The sequence below is a fragment of the Streptomyces sp. NPDC030991 genome (assembly GCF_055571235.1).
The window spans coordinates 115,432-133,014 of sequence record NZ_JBVIFR010000024.1 but is presented as its reverse complement, the minus strand read 5'-3'; the positions used below and the strand labels follow the sequence as shown (position 1 = coordinate 133,014).

At 69.1% G+C, this 17,583-nt stretch carries 16 protein-coding genes; 11 read left to right on the top strand and 5 right to left on the bottom strand.

Annotation, left to right across the window (positions count from 1 at the left end):
* Positions 1-238: 238 nt before the first annotated feature.
* On the bottom strand, positions 239-1,435 hold the full coding sequence (gene nadA / locus ACZ45E_RS33590; RefSeq protein WP_468228291.1) for a quinolinate synthase NadA: 1,197 nt from the start codon (positions 1,433-1,435) through the stop codon (positions 239-241).
* A 257-nt stretch (positions 1,436-1,692) separates the two neighbouring features.
* On the opposite strand from nadA, the gene ACZ45E_RS33585 reads away from it, so the two are divergent.
* Positions 1,693-2,049 carry a HesB/IscA family protein gene (locus tag ACZ45E_RS33585; RefSeq protein ID WP_363191223.1) on the top strand — a complete coding sequence of 119 codons (357 nt, stop codon included), beginning with the start codon at positions 1,693-1,695 and terminating at the stop codon, positions 2,047-2,049.
* A 114-nt stretch (positions 2,050-2,163) separates the two neighbouring features.
* Here the strand turns inward: ACZ45E_RS33585 and ACZ45E_RS33580 are convergent, their stop codons facing one another.
* On the bottom strand, positions 2,164-3,693 hold the full coding sequence (locus ACZ45E_RS33580; protein WP_468228290.1) for a hypothetical protein: 1,530 nt from the start codon (positions 3,691-3,693) through the stop codon (positions 2,164-2,166).
* 118 nt (positions 3,694-3,811) lie between these two features.
* Positions 3,812-4,030 carry a hypothetical protein gene (locus ACZ45E_RS33575; protein WP_468228287.1) on the bottom strand — a complete coding sequence of 73 codons (219 nt, stop codon included), beginning with the start codon at positions 4,028-4,030 and terminating at the stop codon, positions 3,812-3,814.
* Between the two features lie 179 nt (positions 4,031-4,209).
* Here ACZ45E_RS33575 and ACZ45E_RS33570 point away from each other — a divergent pair, with 179 nt between their 5' ends.
* Complete coding sequence (locus ACZ45E_RS33570) at positions 4,210-5,184, top strand: carbohydrate kinase family protein (protein WP_468228285.1); 975 nt, start codon at positions 4,210-4,212, stop codon at positions 5,182-5,184.
* Between the two features lie 155 nt (positions 5,185-5,339).
* On the opposite strand, the gene ACZ45E_RS33565 is transcribed toward ACZ45E_RS33570, so the two are convergent.
* Positions 5,340-6,719 (bottom strand): aminotransferase class V-fold PLP-dependent enzyme, encoded by a 1,380-nt coding sequence (locus ACZ45E_RS33565; protein ID WP_468228283.1) that lies wholly within the window; start codon positions 6,717-6,719, stop codon positions 5,340-5,342.
* A gap of 264 nt (positions 6,720-6,983) precedes the next feature.
* Here ACZ45E_RS33565 and ctaC point away from each other — a divergent pair, with 264 nt between their 5' ends.
* From ctaC to ACZ45E_RS33545, 4 genes are all read left to right on the top strand, one after another.
* Positions 6,984-7,943 (top strand): aa3-type cytochrome oxidase subunit II, encoded by a 960-nt coding sequence (gene ctaC, locus ACZ45E_RS33560; protein WP_468228280.1) that lies wholly within the window; start codon positions 6,984-6,986, stop codon positions 7,941-7,943.
* Complete coding sequence (gene ctaD / locus ACZ45E_RS33555; RefSeq protein WP_468228277.1) at positions 7,940-9,676, top strand: aa3-type cytochrome oxidase subunit I; 1,737 nt, start codon at positions 7,940-7,942, stop codon at positions 9,674-9,676. The genes ctaC and ctaD overlap by 4 nt, the downstream gene beginning before the upstream one ends.
* Positions 9,673-10,071, top strand: a complete 399-nt coding sequence (locus ACZ45E_RS33550; protein ID WP_468228274.1) for a cytochrome c oxidase subunit 4 — start codon at positions 9,673-9,675, stop codon at positions 10,069-10,071. Before ctaD ends, ACZ45E_RS33550 begins: the two co-directional genes overlap by 4 nt.
* A 132-nt stretch (positions 10,072-10,203) precedes the next feature.
* Positions 10,204-11,457, top strand: coding sequence for a L,D-transpeptidase (locus ACZ45E_RS33545; protein ID WP_468228272.1), 1,254 nt, complete (start codon positions 10,204-10,206; stop codon positions 11,455-11,457).
* 72 nt (positions 11,458-11,529) lie between these two features.
* Here the strand turns inward: ACZ45E_RS33545 and ACZ45E_RS33540 are convergent, their stop codons facing one another.
* A complete protein-coding gene (locus ACZ45E_RS33540) occupies positions 11,530-11,931 on the bottom strand; it encodes a hypothetical protein (RefSeq protein WP_468228269.1) in 402 nt (133 codons plus the stop codon).
* Positions 11,932-12,114: 183 nt separating this feature from the next.
* On the opposite strand from ACZ45E_RS33540, the gene ctaE reads away from it, so the two are divergent.
* The 5 genes from ctaE (at position 12,115) to trpD (ending at position 17,513) form a co-directional block, all read left to right on the top strand.
* Positions 12,115-12,735 carry an aa3-type cytochrome oxidase subunit III gene (ctaE, locus tag ACZ45E_RS33535; RefSeq protein WP_468228267.1) on the top strand — a complete coding sequence of 207 codons (621 nt, stop codon included), beginning with the start codon at positions 12,115-12,117 and terminating at the stop codon, positions 12,733-12,735.
* 81 nt (positions 12,736-12,816) lie between these two features.
* The gene (qcrC, locus tag ACZ45E_RS33530; protein WP_468228265.1) at positions 12,817-13,626 is read left to right on the top strand and encodes a cytochrome bc1 complex diheme cytochrome c subunit; all 810 of its coding nucleotides are present in this window, start codon (positions 12,817-12,819) and stop codon (positions 13,624-13,626) included.
* Positions 13,623-14,678: a cytochrome bc1 complex Rieske iron-sulfur subunit gene (gene qcrA / locus ACZ45E_RS33525; RefSeq protein ID WP_468228262.1), complete on the top strand. Its 1,056-nt coding sequence runs from the start codon at positions 13,623-13,625 to the stop codon at positions 14,676-14,678. Before qcrC ends, qcrA begins: the two co-directional genes overlap by 4 nt.
* Entirely contained in the window at positions 14,675-16,312 is a 1,638-nt protein-coding gene (gene qcrB / locus ACZ45E_RS33520; RefSeq protein ID WP_468228259.1) for a cytochrome bc1 complex cytochrome b subunit, read from the top strand. The genes qcrA and qcrB overlap by 4 nt, the downstream gene beginning before the upstream one ends.
* Before the next feature lie 136 nt (positions 16,313-16,448).
* Complete coding sequence (gene trpD, locus ACZ45E_RS33515; RefSeq protein WP_468228256.1) at positions 16,449-17,513, top strand: anthranilate phosphoribosyltransferase; 1,065 nt, start codon at positions 16,449-16,451, stop codon at positions 17,511-17,513.
* Positions 17,514-17,583 lie beyond the last annotated feature (70 nt).

Sequence of the window (17,583 nt, the reverse complement as noted above, 5' to 3'; positions counted from 1 at the left end):
GGGGGTGGGGGGTGGTTTTTTCCCCCCTTCCCTCTTTGTTCTGTTTCCTTGGGGGGGTGGAGGGGGGAGGAGGGCGAACACTAGGGGGGGGGGCGCCCCCCCCCCCCCCCCCCCCCCCCCGACGCCGGGCCCGTCAGCATCTGCCGGGCCCGTCAGCATCTGCCGGGCCGGTGCGCATCGCGGGCCTCGGACCGTGGTCCTGCCGCGCGCAGTTCCCCGCGCCCCGGGCGGCGCCGCATTACGGCAGGGCAAGCATCCGCTCGAGCGCGAGCTTCGCGAACTGTTCCGTCTCGCGGTCGACCTCGATCCGGTTGACGAGCTTGCCGTCCGCCAGGGACTCCAGCGTCCAGACCAGGTGCGGCAGGTCGATCCGGTTCATCGTCGAGCAGAAGCACACCGTCTTGTCGAGGAAGACGATCTCCTTGCCCTCCGGCGCGAACCGGTTGGCCAGACGCCGTACGAGGTTCAGCTCGGTCCCGATGGCCCACTTGGACCCGGCGGGCGCGGCCTCCAGGGCCTTGATGATGTACTCCGTCGAGCCCACCTGGTCCGCCGCGGCGACGACCTCGTGCTTGCACTCCGGGTGCACCAGGACGTTCACGCCCGGTATGCGGGCGCGCACGTCGTTCACGGAGTCCAGCGAGAACCGCCCGTGCACCGAGCAGTGCCCGCGCCACAGGATCATCTTGGCGGCGCGCAGCTCGTCGACGCTCAGGCCACCGTTCGGCTTGTGCGGGTTGTAGAGGACGCAGTCCTCCAGCGACATGCCGAGGTCGCGCACCGCGGTGTTGCGGCCCAGGTGCTGGTCGGGCAGGAACAGCACCTTGTCGCCCTGCTCGAACGCCCAGTTCAGCGCGCGCTCGGCATTCGACGACGTACAGATCGTGCCGCCGTGCTTGCCCGTGAACGCCTTGATGTCCGCGGAGGAGTTCATGTACGAGACGGGGACCACGGACTCGGCGATCCCGGCCTCGGTCAGCACGTCCCAGCACTCGGCGACCTGCTCGGCGGTGGCCATGTCGGCCATCGAGCAGCCGGCGGCGAGGTCGGGCAGCACGACCTTCTGCTCGTCGCCGGTCAGGATGTCGGCGGACTCGGCCATGAAGTGCACGCCGCAGAAGACGATGTACTCGGCCTCGGGCCGCGCGGCGGCGTCCCGCGCGAGCTTGAAGGAGTCGCCGGTGACGTCCGCGAACTGGATGACCTCGTCGCGCTGGTAGTGGTGCCCGAGCACGAACACCTTGTCGCCCAGCTTCTCCTTGGCCGCGCGGGCGCGCTCCACCAGGTCCGGGTCGGAGGGCGAGGGCAGATCGCCGGGGCAGTCGACACCGCGCTCGCTCGCGGCGTCGGCCTCCCGCCCGAGCAGCAGCAGCGCCAGCGGCGTGGGCGAAACGTCCAGGTCAACGACTGCCTGGGGGGTCTGGGCCGTGGTCACGTCACGCACCCTTTCTTGTCTGCAGCACTACTTCTCGTCGAATTGACGTTATCTATCATAGCCGCTTCACGTCAGTTTGACGATGACGATGTCGTCGATGTGACGCAATCCGCCCCCGCCGACCCGTGCCCCCTTCGGCCCGGGTGTGCGAGCATGAAAGAGAAGCGCGAAACGTCCCGACGATCCGGAATGGATCCGGGCCTTGGCCGGTTGCAATGGTCGGCAAGCAGTCTCCGTACAACCCGGGAGAGATGTAGATGTCCGTATCGGACGAGACCACCACCGTCAGCGACGGCATCATCCTCAGCGACGACGCCGCGGCGAAGGTCAAGGCTCTGCTCGAGCAGGAAGGGCGTGAGGACCTGGCCCTGCGGGTGGCCGTTCAGCCCGGCGGCTGCTCCGGCCTGCGCTACCAGCTCTTCTTCGACGAGCGCTCCCTCGACGGCGATGTCGTCAAGGACTTCGGCGGCGTCAAGGTCGTCACCGACCGCATGTCCGCCCCGTACCTGGGCGGCGCCTCCATCGACTTCGTCGACACCATCGAGAAGCAGGGCTTCACGATCGACAACCCGAACGCCACGGGCTCCTGCGCCTGCGGCGACTCGTTCAGCTAGCCGGCCCGGCCCGTTCGCCGAGCGGGCCCAGCGGACACGGCGAAGGGGGGTCACCCCGGTTGGGGGTGACCGCCCTTCGCTGTACCCGGGTCCGCTTGGCGAACGGGTTCGGCGTCAGTCGCGCGGCGCCGGAGTGGTCCCGCCGGGCCCGTTCTTCTGCGCGGGACGCACCGTGGAGCCGTCCGTCGTGACGACCTTCCGGTCATCCAGCGGCGAGTCCAGCGTGACGGGCAGCGTGAAGAACTTCGCGATCTGGATGCACACGGTGCCCTTCTTCTCCTTGGCCGTCACCCGCACGGTGACCCGCCCCCCGGACTCCTCCGCGGAGGCCGCGTACGTCGCGCACACGCCCCCGGAGAAGTGCAGCGTCAGCGTCCGTCCCCGGACGCCGTACCCCTCCACCCGTACCTGACGGGTCTGCGATCCGGACCCGCCCGACGCGGAACCCGACGGCACCGTCGACGCCGACGGTGACGAGGAGGAGGGCGACGAAGGCGCCGCCGAACCCCCGGGCGCCACGAGGAACTTCGGCTCCACCGCCGGGTGCGTCACGGTGAACTCCTCCCCGGCCCCGGCCGGCTCCACCCGGAACAGCCACGACGGCACCAGCGCCTGCCGCCCCTCGACGAAGTGCGCGGCGAGCCCGAACGTGGCCCCGGTGACGGCGACCGTCGCGGACGCCGGCGGCCGCGGTGACGACGGCGTGCACCCGGCGCCCTGCTCCGAACCGGCCGAGGGCCCGTCCAGCGGCACCGCGCTCGCACACCCGCCCATCGAGCCGCGCGCGCCCGCCGCCGTGCTGTTCAGCCGCGCGATCGTCTCCTTCGCGCCGATCGTCGGGTACGTGTCCCCCTTGACCGGTGCCTTCAACTGCCCGCTGCCGCCGATCACTTGACCGTCGGAGCCGATCTGGATACCCGTCGACCAGCCGTACGTGGGCAGCCCGCCCACCTTCGGGTCGGCGTTGACCACCCGGGTGGCGCCCATGAGCTGGGCCGCGTCCAGCTCCGCGTCGTCCTGCCCGAGGGCTTCGAGGACCGGCGCCGCGGTCTTCTTCGCCGCGGCCTCGCTGACCGCGTCCTTCTCGCTGCCACCGCCCACCGGGTCCGCGCACTTCGCCCCGCCGGCGCACTTGTGCCCGGCCGACGGCGCGTACCGGGAGTACGTCCAGGTCCCCGGCGCCTCCCGGTTCACCTGGAGCGAGGGCCCCGACGCGTCCTGGGCCGGGCCCAGCCGCCAGGCCCCGTCGACCAGACGCGGCGTGCCGCCGACGTCGAGCGCCTCGGCGAGCGCGGCCGCCTCCGCGGCGGTCACCTCACCCTCGGCCCGGTAGACGGGGGCCTCGCCGGGGTCGGCCGGCAGATCGCCCGAGGCCCGGTAGCGGGTGCCGCTCGGGTCGGGCTCGCCAGGCGCGATCCCGTTGGTCGTGCCCGGGCTGCCGCCCCCCGCGTAACCGTCGAGCGCGAGCGGCGGGGGAGTGCCATCGCCGCCGGGCCCGTGGGCGCGGTCGCCGCCGCCGCCGGACGCGCTCGTCGCGAGGTACGCGCCGCCGCCGCCGGCGAGCAGCACAGCCGCCGCGACCGAGGCGACCGCCAGCGTGCGCCGCCGCCGGTGCCGATCCTGCGTCTGCTCCTCGGTGCTCACCGCATCGCTCCTTCACTGTCGCGTCGTATCCCGCATCCCTGGACGTGGAACGTGGGACGAGGAATGGGGACAGCGATGGGACGTGACGGGGGAGCGCACGGTTCCCTTCCGGGCGCCGTCAGTCGCCGAAGCCCGCCATGGCGTCGATGAGCCGGGCGGACGCGACGGGCACGAACACCCCGTGGATGCCGGACGCGTCGACCCGGTCCTGGGCGGCCGACGGCCGGTCGAGCTCCCAGGGGGCGCGCGGCAGCACCCAGTGCGGAACCATCCGCGCACAGTCGCCGCGCAGTGCGGCGAGCCCGTCCTGGACCATGAAGGACACGTCATAGGTCATGACCGCACCGTAGGCACGACAGGTCGGACGAAAAAAGCCCTACTATCGGGTAGTTTCCGCACTTCAGAGCAGGGTGCTCGACCCGATAGCGTGAACTGTCAAGCCCTTCCGTCGCTCACCCTGCCCTTGCAACGAGCGCTCCGCGCCCCTCCCTACTCCTCAGGAAGTGTGACCTCGCCGTGCGAATCGCAGTCACCGGATCCATCGCCACCGACCACCTGATGACCTTCCCCGGCCGCTTCGCCGACCAACTCGTCGCCGACCAGCTGCACACGGTCTCCCTCTCCTTCCTCGTCGACAACCTCGACGTGCGCAGGGGCGGTGTCGGCGCCAACATCGCCTTCGGCATGGGGCAGCTCGGCACGGGCCCGATCCTGGTGGGCGCGGCCGGCTCCGACTTCGACGAGTACCGCGCCTGGCTGGACCGCCACGGCGTGGACACCGAGTCGGTCCGGATCTCCGAGACCCTGCACACGGCCCGCTTCGTCTGCACCACGGACGCCGACCACAACCAGATCGGCTCCTTCTACACGGGCGCCATGAGCGAGGCCCGCCTCATCGAGCTGAAGACCGTCGCCGACCGCGTCGGCGGCCTCGACCTGGTGCTCATCGGCGCCGACGACCCGGAGGGGATGACGCGCCACACCGAGGAGTGCCGCAGCCGGGACATCCCCTTCGCGGCCGACTTCTCGCAGCAGATCGCACGGATGGACGGCGACGAGATCCGCCGCCTGCTCAACGGCGCCACCTACCTCTTCTCCAACGAGTACGAGAAGGGCCTCATCGAGTCGAAGACCGGCTGGACCGACGCCGAGATCCTCGGCCGGGTCGGCCACCGCGTCACCACCCTCGGCGCGCGCGGCGTCCGCATCGAGCGGGTCGGCGAGGAGCCCATCGAGGTCGGCTGCCCCGAGGAGAACGCCAAGATCGACCCGACCGGCGTCGGCGACGCGTTCCGCGCCGGCTTCCTGTCCGGACTGGTCTGGGGCGTCACCCTGGAGCGCGCGGCCCAGGTCGGCTGCATGCTCGCGACGCTGGTCATCGAGACCCTCGGCACCCAGGAGTACGCGCTGCGCCGCGCCCCCTTCATGGACCGCTTCCGCAAGGCCTACGGCGAGGAGGCCGCGGCCGAGGTCGAGTCCTACCTCGGCTGAGCCGCCCCGCCGGGGGCGTGGGGAACGGCGTACTCAGCCATGACCGGAGCCGCGGACACCACCGCGGACCCGTGTGGCGCGCGCCCGCGGTTCCCCGCGCCCCCGATTGGCGCCCGCGGCTTCCCGGCCCCCGACGGCACCCCCGACCGCGCCCCTCAGGGTGCCTTCCGTACGACGTAGGCCGCGCCCCCGCCGGAGTGCGGGGACGCCCCCACGTACTCGTGCCCCTGGGTGAAGCACCACGCCGGGATGTCGACGGCGGCGACCTCGTCATCGGCCAGCACCGTCACGGTCCCTCCCGCCCGGACCCCGCCGATGGCCCGGGCCAGCTCGATGACGGGCAGCGGGCACGTCAGGCCCAGCGCGTCGACGGTCACGGCCTCCGCGTCGCCGCTCCCGTCCGCCGCCGGCGCCCCGAGCTTCTCCCGCACCTCCCGCACGACCCGGGGCAGCACCTCCAGGAACCGCTCGACCTCCGCCTCCTCGGCCCCCATCGGCAGCGAGACCCGGACGTTCCCCTCGCTCACCACCCCCATGGCGCGCAGCACATGGCTGGGCGTCAGCGTGCTGCTGGTGCACGACGACCCGGACGACACGGAGAAACCGGCCCGGTCCAGCTCGTGCAGCACGGTCTCCCCGTCGACATAGAGACAGGAGAACGTCAGCAGGTGCGGCAGCCGCCGCACCGGATCCCCGACGACCTCCACATCCGGCACGAGCTCCGGCACCCGCGCCCGGATCCGGTCCGTCAGCGCGCGCAGCCGCGCCGCCTCCCCGGCCGCCCCGGCCCGCACGGCCCGCAGCGAAGCGGCGGCGGCCACCACGCCCGGGATGTTCTCGAACCCCGCGGCCCGCCCGGACTCCCGCTCGTCCGCGGGCCCTTGCGGGGCGAACCGCACCCCCTTCCGCACGACGAGCACCCCGACCCCGGCAGGACCGCCCCACTTGTGGGCGCTGCCCGCCAGCAGCGACCAGCCGCCCTCCACCGGCCCCCACGCCAGCGACTGCGCCGCGTCCACGAACAGCGGCACCCCCGCCGCCCCGCACGCCTCGGCCACCTCGGCGACCGGCTGCACCGTGCCCACCTCGTGGTTGGCCGACTGCAGACACGCCAGAGCGGTGCCGGGTGTGAGGGCGTCCACGTACGACGCCACGGACACCGCGCCGCCCCGTCCCACGCCCACCTCGGTCACCGCGCCGCCGCCGCGCTCATGGGCCGCCGCCGAATGGAGTACCGCCGAGTGCTCCACCGCGGAGACCACCAGGTGCCGCCCGACACGCCGACGGCCGGCGAGCGCGCCGGCGATCCCCTCGTGCACGGCCCGCGTACCCGACGAGGTGAAGACGAGCTCGTCAGGCCGGCACCCCACGGCCTCCGCGGCCGCCTCGCGCGCGGCGTCAAGGAGGAGACGAGCCTTTCGTCCTTCCCGGTACAACCTGGACGGATCGGCCCACCCGTCGTCGAGGGAGGCCTGCAGCGCCTGCCGGGCCACGGGATGAAGGGGAGCGGAGGAAGCGACATCGAAGTAACCCACGCCGCCAAACCTAGAGCGCCCCGCGCCCCCACCCGCCCGGCGGGGCGCGCCGAAGCCCCGTCAGAAACCCCCGGCCGGGCCGGATCCCACCCTTCGGAGTGACCCGCGGCGCGTTAGGCACCCTCCCCGCGCGACCCCAAATAGCGTCCAGTAGGGTTTGGTCCGCATAAACATCCAAACCCCTGCCCGTGTGCCAGGGCGGCGAGCGACCAGCGAGACGGCCGTAGCCAACCAGCGCGGGCGAGACTCTCGGGAAGGCGCTACGTGAGTCCCAACGGCTCCGACCGCTCGTCGCGGCGCCCGATGCGGCGGAAGCTGCCGCAGGTGCTGACTGCGGGCCTGATCCTGGTAACCGCTACCGGTTGCACATACAAGGACTTTCCCCGTCTTGGTATGCCCACTCCGGTGACGGAAGAGGGCCCACGGATCCTCTCCCTCTGGCAGGGCTCGTGGGCGGCAGCGCTCGCCACGGGCGTGCTGGTGTGGGGGCTGATCCTGTGGAGTGTCATCTTCCACCGGCGTAGCCGCACCAAGATCGAGGTTCCGACGCAGACGCGGTACAACATGCCGCTCGAGGCCCTGTACACGGTCGTTCCTCTGATCATCGTGTCGGTCCTCTTCTACTTCACCGCGCGCGACGAGTCGAAGCTGCTCAAGCTCGACGACAAGCCGGCGCACACCGTCAACGTGGTCGGCTACCAGTGGAGCTGGGGCTTCAACTACGTCGAGAACGTGCCCGGTGTCGACGGTGACGCGAAGACCTCCAAGGAGCTCTCCGCGATCCCGCAGCGCTTCAAGGACGACTTCCCGGCGAACGCGGGCGGCGTCTACGAGGTCGGTACCCCCGGTACCGAGAACAAGCAGACGCACACCCCCGGCCCGACCCTCTGGCTCCCCAAGGGCGAGAAGGTCCGCTTCGTCCTCACTTCGCGTGACGTCATCCACTCCTTCTGGGTGGTGCCGTTCCTCATGAAGCAGGACGTCATCCCGGGCCACACCAACGCGTTCGAGGTGACCCCCAACAAGGAGGGGACCTTCCTGGGCAAGTGCGCCGAGCTCTGCGGTGTCGACCACTCGCGCATGCTCTTCAACGTGAAGGTCGTCTCTCCTGAGCGCTACGAGAAGCACCTCAAGGACCTTGCCAAGAAGGGGCAGACCGGTTACGTCCCGTCTGGCATCGCCCAGACGGAACACGAGAAGAACCGGGAGACGAACAACCTGTGAGCATCCTCAACGATCCCAAGGGTGCCGCCGCAGCTGAGGACTCGTACGAGAACGAGCTGCCGGCTCGCCCCAAGAGCCCCGGCGCGACCGTGATCAAGTGGCTGACCACCACTGACCACAAGACGATCGGCACGCTGTACCTGGTCACGTCGTTCGCGTTCTTCTGCATCGGCGGTCTGCTGGCGCTCTTCATGCGCGCCGAACTGGCCCGTCCCGGCACGCAGATCATGTCGAACGAGCAGTTCAACCAGGCGTTCACGATGCACGGCACGATCATGCTGCTGATGTTCGCGACGCCGCTGTTCGCGGGCTTCGCGAACTGGATCATGCCGCTGCAGATCGGTGCCCCCGACGTCGCGTTCCCGCGGCTGAACATGTTCGCCTACTGGCTGTACCTGTTCGGCTCGCTGATCGCCGTCGCCGGCTTCCTCACCCCGCAGGGTGCGGCCGACTTCGGCTGGTTCGCCTACAGCCCGCTCTCGGACGCCGTCCGCTCGCCGGGTATCGGCGCCGACATGTGGATCATGGGTCTGGCCTTCTCCGGCTTCGGCACGATCCTCGGCTCGGTCAACTTCATCACCACCATCATCTGCATGCGCGCTCCCGGCATGACGATGTTCCGCATGCCGATCTTCGTGTGGAACGTGCTGCTGACCGGTGTGCTGGTCCTGCTGGCCTTCCCGGTGCTCGCCGCCGCGCTCTTCGCCCTGGAGGCGGACCGCAAGTTCGGTGCGCATGTGTTCGACGCCGCAAATGGTGGCGCGCTGCTGTGGCAACACCTCTTCTGGTTCTTCGGCCACCCAGAGGTGTACATCATCGCTCTACCCTTCTTCGGAATCATTTCCGAAGTGATCCCGGTGTTCTCGAGAAAGCCGATGTTCGGCTACTCGGGCCTCATCGGGGCGACGATCGCCATCGCCGGTCTCTCCGTGACGGTGTGGGCGCACCACATGTACGTGACCGGTGGCGTACTGCTCCCGTTCTTCTCCTTCATGACGTTCTTGATCGCCGTACCGACAGGCGTGAAGTTCTTCAACTGGATCGGAACGATGTGGAAGGGCTCGTTGTCCTTCGAGACACCGATGCTCTGGGCGATCGGCTTCTTGATCACCTTCACCTTCGGTGGTCTGACCGGCGTCATCCTGGCGGCCCCGCCGCTGGACTTCCACATCTCGGACTCGTACTTCGTGGTGGCGCACTTCCACTACGTGGTGTTCGGCACCGTCGTCTTCGCGATGTTCGCCGGCTTCCACTTCTGGTGGCCGAAGTTCACCGGCAAGATGCTCGACGAGCGCCTCGGCAAGATCACCTTCTGGACGCTGTTCTGCGGCTTCCACGGCACGTTCCTGGTGCAGCACTGGCTGGGCGTCGAGGGCATGCCGCGTCGTTACGCGGACTACCTCGCGGTCGACGGCTTCACCGCGCTGAACACGATCTCGACGATCTCCTCGTTCCTGCTCGGTCTGTCGATCCTGCCGTTCTTCTACAACGTCTGGAAGACCGCCAAGTACGGCAAGAAGATCGAGGTCGACGACCCGTGGGGCTACGGCCGTTCGCTCGAATGGGCGACGTCCTGCCCGCCGCCGCGGCACAACTTCCTCACCCTGCCGCGCATTCGCTCCGAATCGCCGGCGTTCGACCTGCATCACCCTGAGATCGCGGCTTTGGACCAGCTGGAGAACTCCGGCCACGGTGACAAGGCGCTGGCTGGCAGCAAGGAGGCCGGCAAGTGAAGGTCCAAGGCAAGATGTTCATCTGGCTGAGCCTCTTCGTCCTGATCATGGCCGGTGTCTACGGCGTGTGGTCGAAGGAGCCGGCCGGTACGACGGCGCTCTTCCTGGCGTTCGGCCTGTGCATCATGATCGGCTACTACCTGGCCTTCACGGCCCGGCGGGTCGACACCGGCGCGCAGGACAACAAGGAGGCCGACGTCGCCGACGACGCCGGCGAGGTGGGCTTCTTCAGCCCGCACTCCTGGCAGCCGCTCTCCCTGGCCGTCGGTGGCGCGCTCGCCTTCATGGGTGTCGTCTTCGGCTGGTGGCTGATGTACTTCTCGGCCCCCGTCATCATGTTCGGCCTGTGGGGCTGGGTCTTCGAGTACTACCGCGGCGAGAACCGGACCCAGTAGGACCTGGACCGAACTCCCGTGACCGAAGGGCCCGGACACTCCTGACGGAGCGTCCGGGCCCTTCGGCGTGTCCGCCACCCGAGCGGCTCATTTCACCGCGCTGGACGTGGCGAACCTTCTTACCGTGTGTTCATGGACCACTCACCGCGCATCCGTACGGTTCTGGGCTGCACCCTGCTGGTGGCCGCACTCGGTGCGGGCGTCACGGCTTGCGGCAGCCCCGGCCACCCGCTCTCCGCCAAGCCCTACGACGCGGCGAGCCAGATCTCCTTCAGCGGCCCGGCAGGCGGCCAGAAGGCGGATCCGGACAAGCCCCTGGAAGTCACCTCCCAGGGCGACGAGGGACGGATCACCGACGTCACCGCCACGGACGCGCTGGGGCGGTACGTCGCGGGCGAACTCTCCGCCGACGGCCGCAGATGGCACACCACGTCCCCGCTGGCCGCTGACGCCCAGTACACGGTCCGGGTCAGCACCGAGGACGAGGACGGCGCGCCGGGCCGCAAGGTCCTCACCTTCGAGACGGGCGACCCGAGCAACGACAAGGCGCTCAAGGTCGCCTTCGGCCCCGAGGGCGGCACGTACGGCGTCGGCCAGCCCATCACGGCCGAACTCAGCAAGCCCGTCAAGGACGAGAAGGCCCGCGCCATCGTCGAACGCGCCCTGAAGGTGGACTCCGAGCCCGCCGCGGACGGCGGCTCCTGGTACTGGGTGGACAGCAGGACGCTGCACTACCGCCCCAAGGAGTACTGGCCCGCCCACGCCACCATCACGGCCCACAGCGACCTCAAGGGCCTCAAGGTCACCGACACGCTCTGGGGCGGCGCGAGCAAGCCGCTGACCCTCACCACCGGCGACCGCGTCGAGGCCGTCACCGACGCCGGCTCGCACTCCATGACGGTCTACCGCAACGGCGAGGCCATCAACGAGATCCCGGTCACCACGGGCAAGCCCGGCTTCGACACCCGAAACGGCGTCAAGGTCGTGCTGGGCAAGGAGTACTACGTACGTATGCGCGGAACCAGCATCGGCATCGCCGAGGGCAGCTCGGACTCCTACGACCTGCCGGTGTACTACGCCACCCGGGTGACATGGAGCGGCGAATACGTGCACGCCGCGCCCTGGTCCACCGGCTCCCAGGGCTACGCCAACGTCAGCCACGGCTGCACCGGCATGAGCACCGGGAACGCCGCCTGGTTCTTCAACACCGTGCGCCAGGGCGACATCGTCAAGGTCGTCAACAGCAACGGCCAGGAGATGGACCCGTTCGGCAACGGCTTCGGCGACTGGAACGTCAGCTGGAAGAAGTGGGGCGAGGGCAGCGCCCTCTCGGCCACCGGCAGGACCGATCCGGTGCGCCAGGCGCGGCTCAGCCCCCAGGTCTGACCCCGCCGACTGTGAGACTTCCGACTCCCGTACGCCGTCCGGCCGTACGGGAGTCGCGTCGTGCCCGGCGCGTCAGGCGCTGACGGCCTGCCGGGAACGGAGCAGGGAGGCCAGCGCCTCGGGGAACTCCACCGGGTCGACCGGCAGCGTCACAGCGGCCTCCGCGCGGCTCCACGTGGCCAGCCAGGCGTCCTGCGGGCGGCCGATGAGGAGCAGCACCGGCGGGCAGCGGAAGATCTCGTCCTTGATCTGCCGGCACACGCCCATGCCGCCCGCGGGGGCCGCCTCGCCGTCCAGGACGCAGACGTCGACACCGCCCCGGTCCAGCTCCTTGAGGACGGCCGGCAGCGTCGCGCACTCGATGAACCGGACCTCGGGGACGTCCGACGCGGGCCTGCGGCCGGTGGCCAGACGGACCTGCTCCCGCGTGTTGGCGTCGTCGCTGTAGACCAGAACCGTCGCGGTCGACTGCATCGTTCCTCCGAGGCGTTGTCGGGCAGGGGCGCTTAAGGCGTCTCAGGCGCGGAGCCTACTCCTCCCGACACCCCGTCAACACCGGTTCGCACAGCCCTCCGATGGGCCATATGGGCTGGACACACCCCTCAGACACTCCGAACGGCACCCCCCGGAGTGAGGGCGAGATAAGCGACCGACATAATGTCGGTCGTGGCGACAGCAACGACAGTAGAAACCGGGCACGCGCACCCGTCGGTCAATCGACCGAACCTCACCAGCGTCGGAACCATCATCTGGCTGAGTTCCGAGCTGATGTTCTTCGCGGCCCTCTTCGCGATGTACTTCACCCTGCGATCGGTGACGGGACCGGAGCACTGGAAGGAAATGGCGTCGAGCCTGAACCTTCCGTTCTCGGCGACGAACACCACGATCCTGGTGCTCTCCTCTCTGACCTGTCAGCTCGGCGTGTTCGCCGCCGAGCGCGGGGACGTGAAGAAGCTCAGAATGTGGTTCATCGTCACCTTCATCATGGGTGCGATCTTCATCGGCGGTCAGGTCTTCGAGTACACCGAGCTGGTCAAGAAGGATGGGCTCTCGCTCTCCTCCGACCCGTACGGCTCGGTCTTCTACCTGACCACCGGCTTCCACGGCATGCACGTGACAGGCGGGCTCATCGCCTTCCTGTTCGTCCTCGGCAGGACGTACGCGGCCCGGAGGTTCACCCACCAGCAGGCGACCGCCGCCATCGTCGTGTCCTACTACTGGCACTTCGTCGACGTCGTCTGGATCGGCCTCTTCGCCACGATCTATCTGATCAAGTAGTTCGACGATCACAGCATCGGGCGTAGTACCCGACACATTCCCGCAGCACCGACGCAGAAGATCCTGACACCGGGGTAATCCGTGAAAAAGCTCTCCGCACGACGACGCCATCCGCTGGCGGCGGTCGTCGTCCTACTCCTCGCGCTGGCGGCCACCGGGGGGCTGTACGCCGCGTTCGCGCCCGCGAGCAAGGCGCAGGCCGATGAAACCGCCCAGTCCCTCGCCATCGACGAGGGCAAGAAGCTCTACTCCGTCGGCTGCGCCAGCTGCCACGGAACCGGCGGTCAGGGCAGCAGCGACGGCCCGAGCCTGGTTGGTGTCGGCTCTGCCGCCGTCGACTTCCAGGTCGGTACGGGCCGCATGCCGGCCCAGCAGCCGGGCGCTCAGGTCCCGCGCAAGAAGGTCATCTACACACAGGCCGAGATCGACCAGCTGGCGGCGTACATCGCCTCGCTGGGCGCCGGTCCCGTGGCGCCGACCTCGAAGGACTACAACCCGGACGGTGCGAACATCGCCAAGGGTGGTGAGCTGTTCCGCACCAACTGCGCGCAGTGCCACAACTTCACCGGTGAAGGTGGCGCCCTGACGCACGGCAAGTTCGCGCCGACCCTCGAAGACGTCGCTCCCAAGCACATCTACGAGGCCATGCAGACCGGCCCGCAGAACATGCCGTCCTTCCCGGACACGACGATGACCAAGCAGAACAAGAAGGACATCATCGCGTACCTCGACGCGGTCAACGGTGACAAGTCCGAGAGCCCCGGCGGCCTCAAGCTGGGCGGGCTCGGCCCGGTCAGTGAGGGCCTGTTCGCCTGGATCTTCGGTCTGGGCGCCCTGGTCGCCGTCGCCATCTGGGTCGCCGCTCGGACCGCAAAGGCCAAGAAGTCATGAGTAGCCAAGACATTCCAGAAGAGAACCTGCCCACCGAGCAGGAGACCGGGCACGGGTCCTCGGTAGCGGTGAAGGACAACCCCTTCGCCGACCCGGGGCTGCCGGAGCACGAGCACCGGATCCAGGACATCGACGAACGGGCCGCCAGGCGGTCCGAGCGTGTCGTGGCGATGCTGTTCACGATCTCGATGCTGGCCACCGTCGCCTTCATCGCCTCGTACGTCGCCATCGACGTCGACCAGAGCATCTACGTCTTCCCCATCGGTCACATCAGCGCGCTCAACTTCGCGCTGGGCATGACCCTCGGCGTGGCCCTGTTCTGCATCGGCGCGGGCGCGGTCCACTGGGCCCGCACCCTGATGTCCGACGTCGAGGTCGCCTCCGAGCGTCACCCGATCGAGGCAGAGCCCGAGGTCAAGGCGCAGGTCCTCGCGGACTTCGCCGACGGTGCGCGGGAGTCGCAGTTCGGTCGGCGCAAGCTGATCCGCAACACGCTCTTCGGCGCGCTGGCCCTGGTGCCGCTCTCCGGCGTCGTCCTCCTTCGTGACCTCGGCCCGCTGCCGGGCACGAAGCTGCGCCACACGGCGTGGAAGAAGGGCCTGAAGCTCGTCAACATGAACACGAACGAGCCGCTGCGTGCTTCGGACATCGCGGTCGGTTCGCTCACCTTCGCCAAGCCCGAGGGCGTGGAGGAGCATGACGAGGACTTCCAGCAGGTGATGGGCAAGGCCGCGCTGATGCTGGTCCGGATCCAGCCGGAGAACATCAAGGACAAGCGCGAGCTCGAGTGGTCCCACGAGGGTGTTGTCGCGTACTCGAAGATCTGCACCCACGTCGGTTGCCCGATCTCCCTGTACGAGCAGCAGACGCACCACGTGCTGTGCCCGTGCCACCAGTCCACCTTCGACCTCTCCGACGGTGCGCGGGTGATCTTCGGTCCGGCCGGTCACGCTCTGCCGCAGCTGCGCATCGGCGTCGACTCCGAGGGCTACCTCGAGGCGCTGGGCGACTTCGATGAGCCCGTCGGTCCTGCCTTCTGGGAGCGCGGATGAGTACTACGACCACCAACGAGGCGCCTTCTCGCGAGAAGGCACCGGCCGGCGAGCGCGTCGCCGACTGGGCGGACGGCCGCCTGGGGATCTACTCCCTGGCCAAGTCCAACATGCGCAAGATCTTCCCGGACCACTGGTCCTTCATGCTCGGCGAGATCTGCATGTACAGCTTCATCATCATCATCCTCACGGGTGTGTATCTGACGCTGTTCTTCCACCCGTCGATGAACGAGGTGGAGTACCACGGCAGCTATGTCCCGCTGCAGGGACAGCTGATGTCCGAGGCGTTCAACTCGACCATGCACATCTCCTTCGATGTGCGCGGTGGCCTGCTGATCCGGCAGATCCACCACTGGGCCGCGCTGATCTTCCTCGCCGGCATGTTCGTGCACATGATGCGCGTGTTCTTCACGGGCGCGTTCCGCAAGCCGCGTGAGGTCAACTGGCTGTTCGGCTTCCTGCTGTTCGTCCTGGGCATGTTCACCGGCTTCACCGGTTACTCGCTCCCGGACGACCTGCTCTCCGGCACCGGTGTCCGCTTCATGGAGGGCGCGGTCCTGTCCGTGCCGATCGTCGGCACGTACCTGTCGTTCTTCCTCTTCGGCGGCGAGTTCCCGGGCGGCGACTTCGTCGCACGGTTCTACTCGGTCCACATCCTGCTGCTGCCGGGCATCATGCTCGGCCTGATGGTGGCCCACCTGATCCTGGTCTTCTACCATAAGCACACGCAGTTCGCGGGTGCCGGAAAGACCGAGAAGAACGTCGTCGGCATGCCGCTGCTGCCGGTCTACATGGCCAAGGCGGGTGGCTTCTTCTTCCTGGTCTTCGGCGTCATCGCGATCGTCGCGGCCATCGCCTCGATCAACCCGATCTGGGCCATGGGCCCGTACCGCATCGACCAGGTGTCGACCGGCGCGCAGCCCGACTGGTACATGGGCTTCTCCGAGGGCCTGATCCGTACGATGCCGGGCTGGGAGATCAATCTCTGGGGCCACACGCTCGTCCTGGGTGTCTTCGTCCCGCTGATCATCTTCCCGCTGGTCCTGGTCGCGATCGCGGTCTACCCGTTCATCGAGTCCTGGGTCACCGGCGACAAGCGCGAGCACCACATCCTGGACCGCCCGCGCAACGTCCCGACGCGTACGGCCTTCGGTGCCGCGTGGATCTCCTGGTACTTCGTCCTGCTCGTCGGTGGTGGCAACGACCTCTGGGCCACGCACTTCCACCTGTCGATCAACGCGATCACCTGGTTCGTCCGGATCGGCTTCTTCGTCGTGCCGGTCCTGGTGTTCATCGCCACCAAGCGGATCTGCCTCGGCCTCCAGCGCCGCGACCGGGACAAGGTGCTGCACGGACGCGAGTCCGGCATCATCAAGCGCCTGCCGCACGGTGAGTTCATCGAGGTGCACGAGCCGCTCGGCCAGGAGGCGCTGCACACGCTCACGGCGCACGAGCAGTACAAGCCGGTCGAGCTCGGCCCGTCGGTCGACGAGAACGGTGTCGAGCGCAAGCAGTCGCGTCTGCAGAAGGCCCGCGCCAAGCTCTCGAAGGGCTTCTACGGGGAGAACAACCAGATCCCCAAGCCCACCGCAGAGGAGTACAAGGAGATCACCAGCGGCCACGGCCACCACTGATCTCTGAACTGTCCGCCACGGCAGGAGCCCTCGTCCAGGCACTGGACGGGGGCTCTTTGCCGTCCGCGGCGCTGGATAGGGTAGGGCTGCGCGGCCGCACGCCGCGCAGCCCTTTCTGACTTCACATGGAGCGGCCATGAGCGCTTTGCACCCCGCTGGAGGCGACACCGCGGCGGGTCGTTCCTGGCCCTCCGTCCTCAACGGCCTGCTGGACGGCCGTGACCAGAGCGCCGACGACACCGCGTGGGCGATGGACCGGATCATGCGGGGCGAGGCGACCGACGCGCAGATCGCCGGTTTCGTGGTGGCGCTGCGGGCCAAGGGCGAGACCGTGGAGGAGATCTCCGGTCTGGTACGCGCCATGTACGAGCACGCCAATGTGATCGAGGTGCCGGGGGAGACCGTCGACATCGTCGGCACCGGCGGCGACGGCGCCAAGACCGTCAACATCTCCACCATGTCCGCCATCGTGATCGCCGGCACCGGAGTGAAGGTCGTCAAGCACGGCAACCGCGCCGCCTCCTCGGCCTCCGGCGCCTCCGACGTGCTGGAGAAGCTCGGCGTCAATCTGGAGCTGGCGCCCGCCCGGGTCCCGCAGATCGCGGAGGAGGCGGGGATCACCTTCTGCTTCGCCGTGAAGTTCCACCCGGCGCTGCGGTACGCGGGCGCCGCCCGCGGCCAGCTCGGCATCCGGACCGTCTTCAACCTGCTGGGCCCGCTGACCAACCCGGCCCGCGTGCGCTCGCAGGCGGTCGGTGTGGCCGACGCGCGGATGGCGCCCGTTGTGGCCGGGGTCTTCGCCGAGCGCGGCAACTCCTCCCTGGTCTTCCGCGGCGACGACGGGCTCGACGAGCTGACCACCACCGCCACCTCCCGGGTCTGGGTCGTCCGCGACGGGGCCGTGCGCGAGGAGTCCTTCGACCCCCGGGACGTGGGCCTCGACCTGGTGCCCGTGGAGGCGCTGCGCGGCGCGGACGCCTCGTACAACGCGGAGGTGGCGCGGCGGCTGCTCGACGGGGAGCGCGGGCCCGTGCGGGACGCCGTGCTGCTGAACTCGGCCGCCGCGCTCGTGGCCGTCCGGCCGGGCACCGGGACGCTCGCCGAACAGCTCCGGGCCGGCATGGACCGCGCGGCCGAGTCGATCGACTCCGGCGCGGCGAAGGCGACCCTGGAGCGGTGGGTGGCGGCGACCAACCGCTGAGCGGTACGCGCGCGCGGGGCGCGGTCCGGCATGTCTCACAGAGCGGACTGCGCCCTTGCCGTATCGGGAA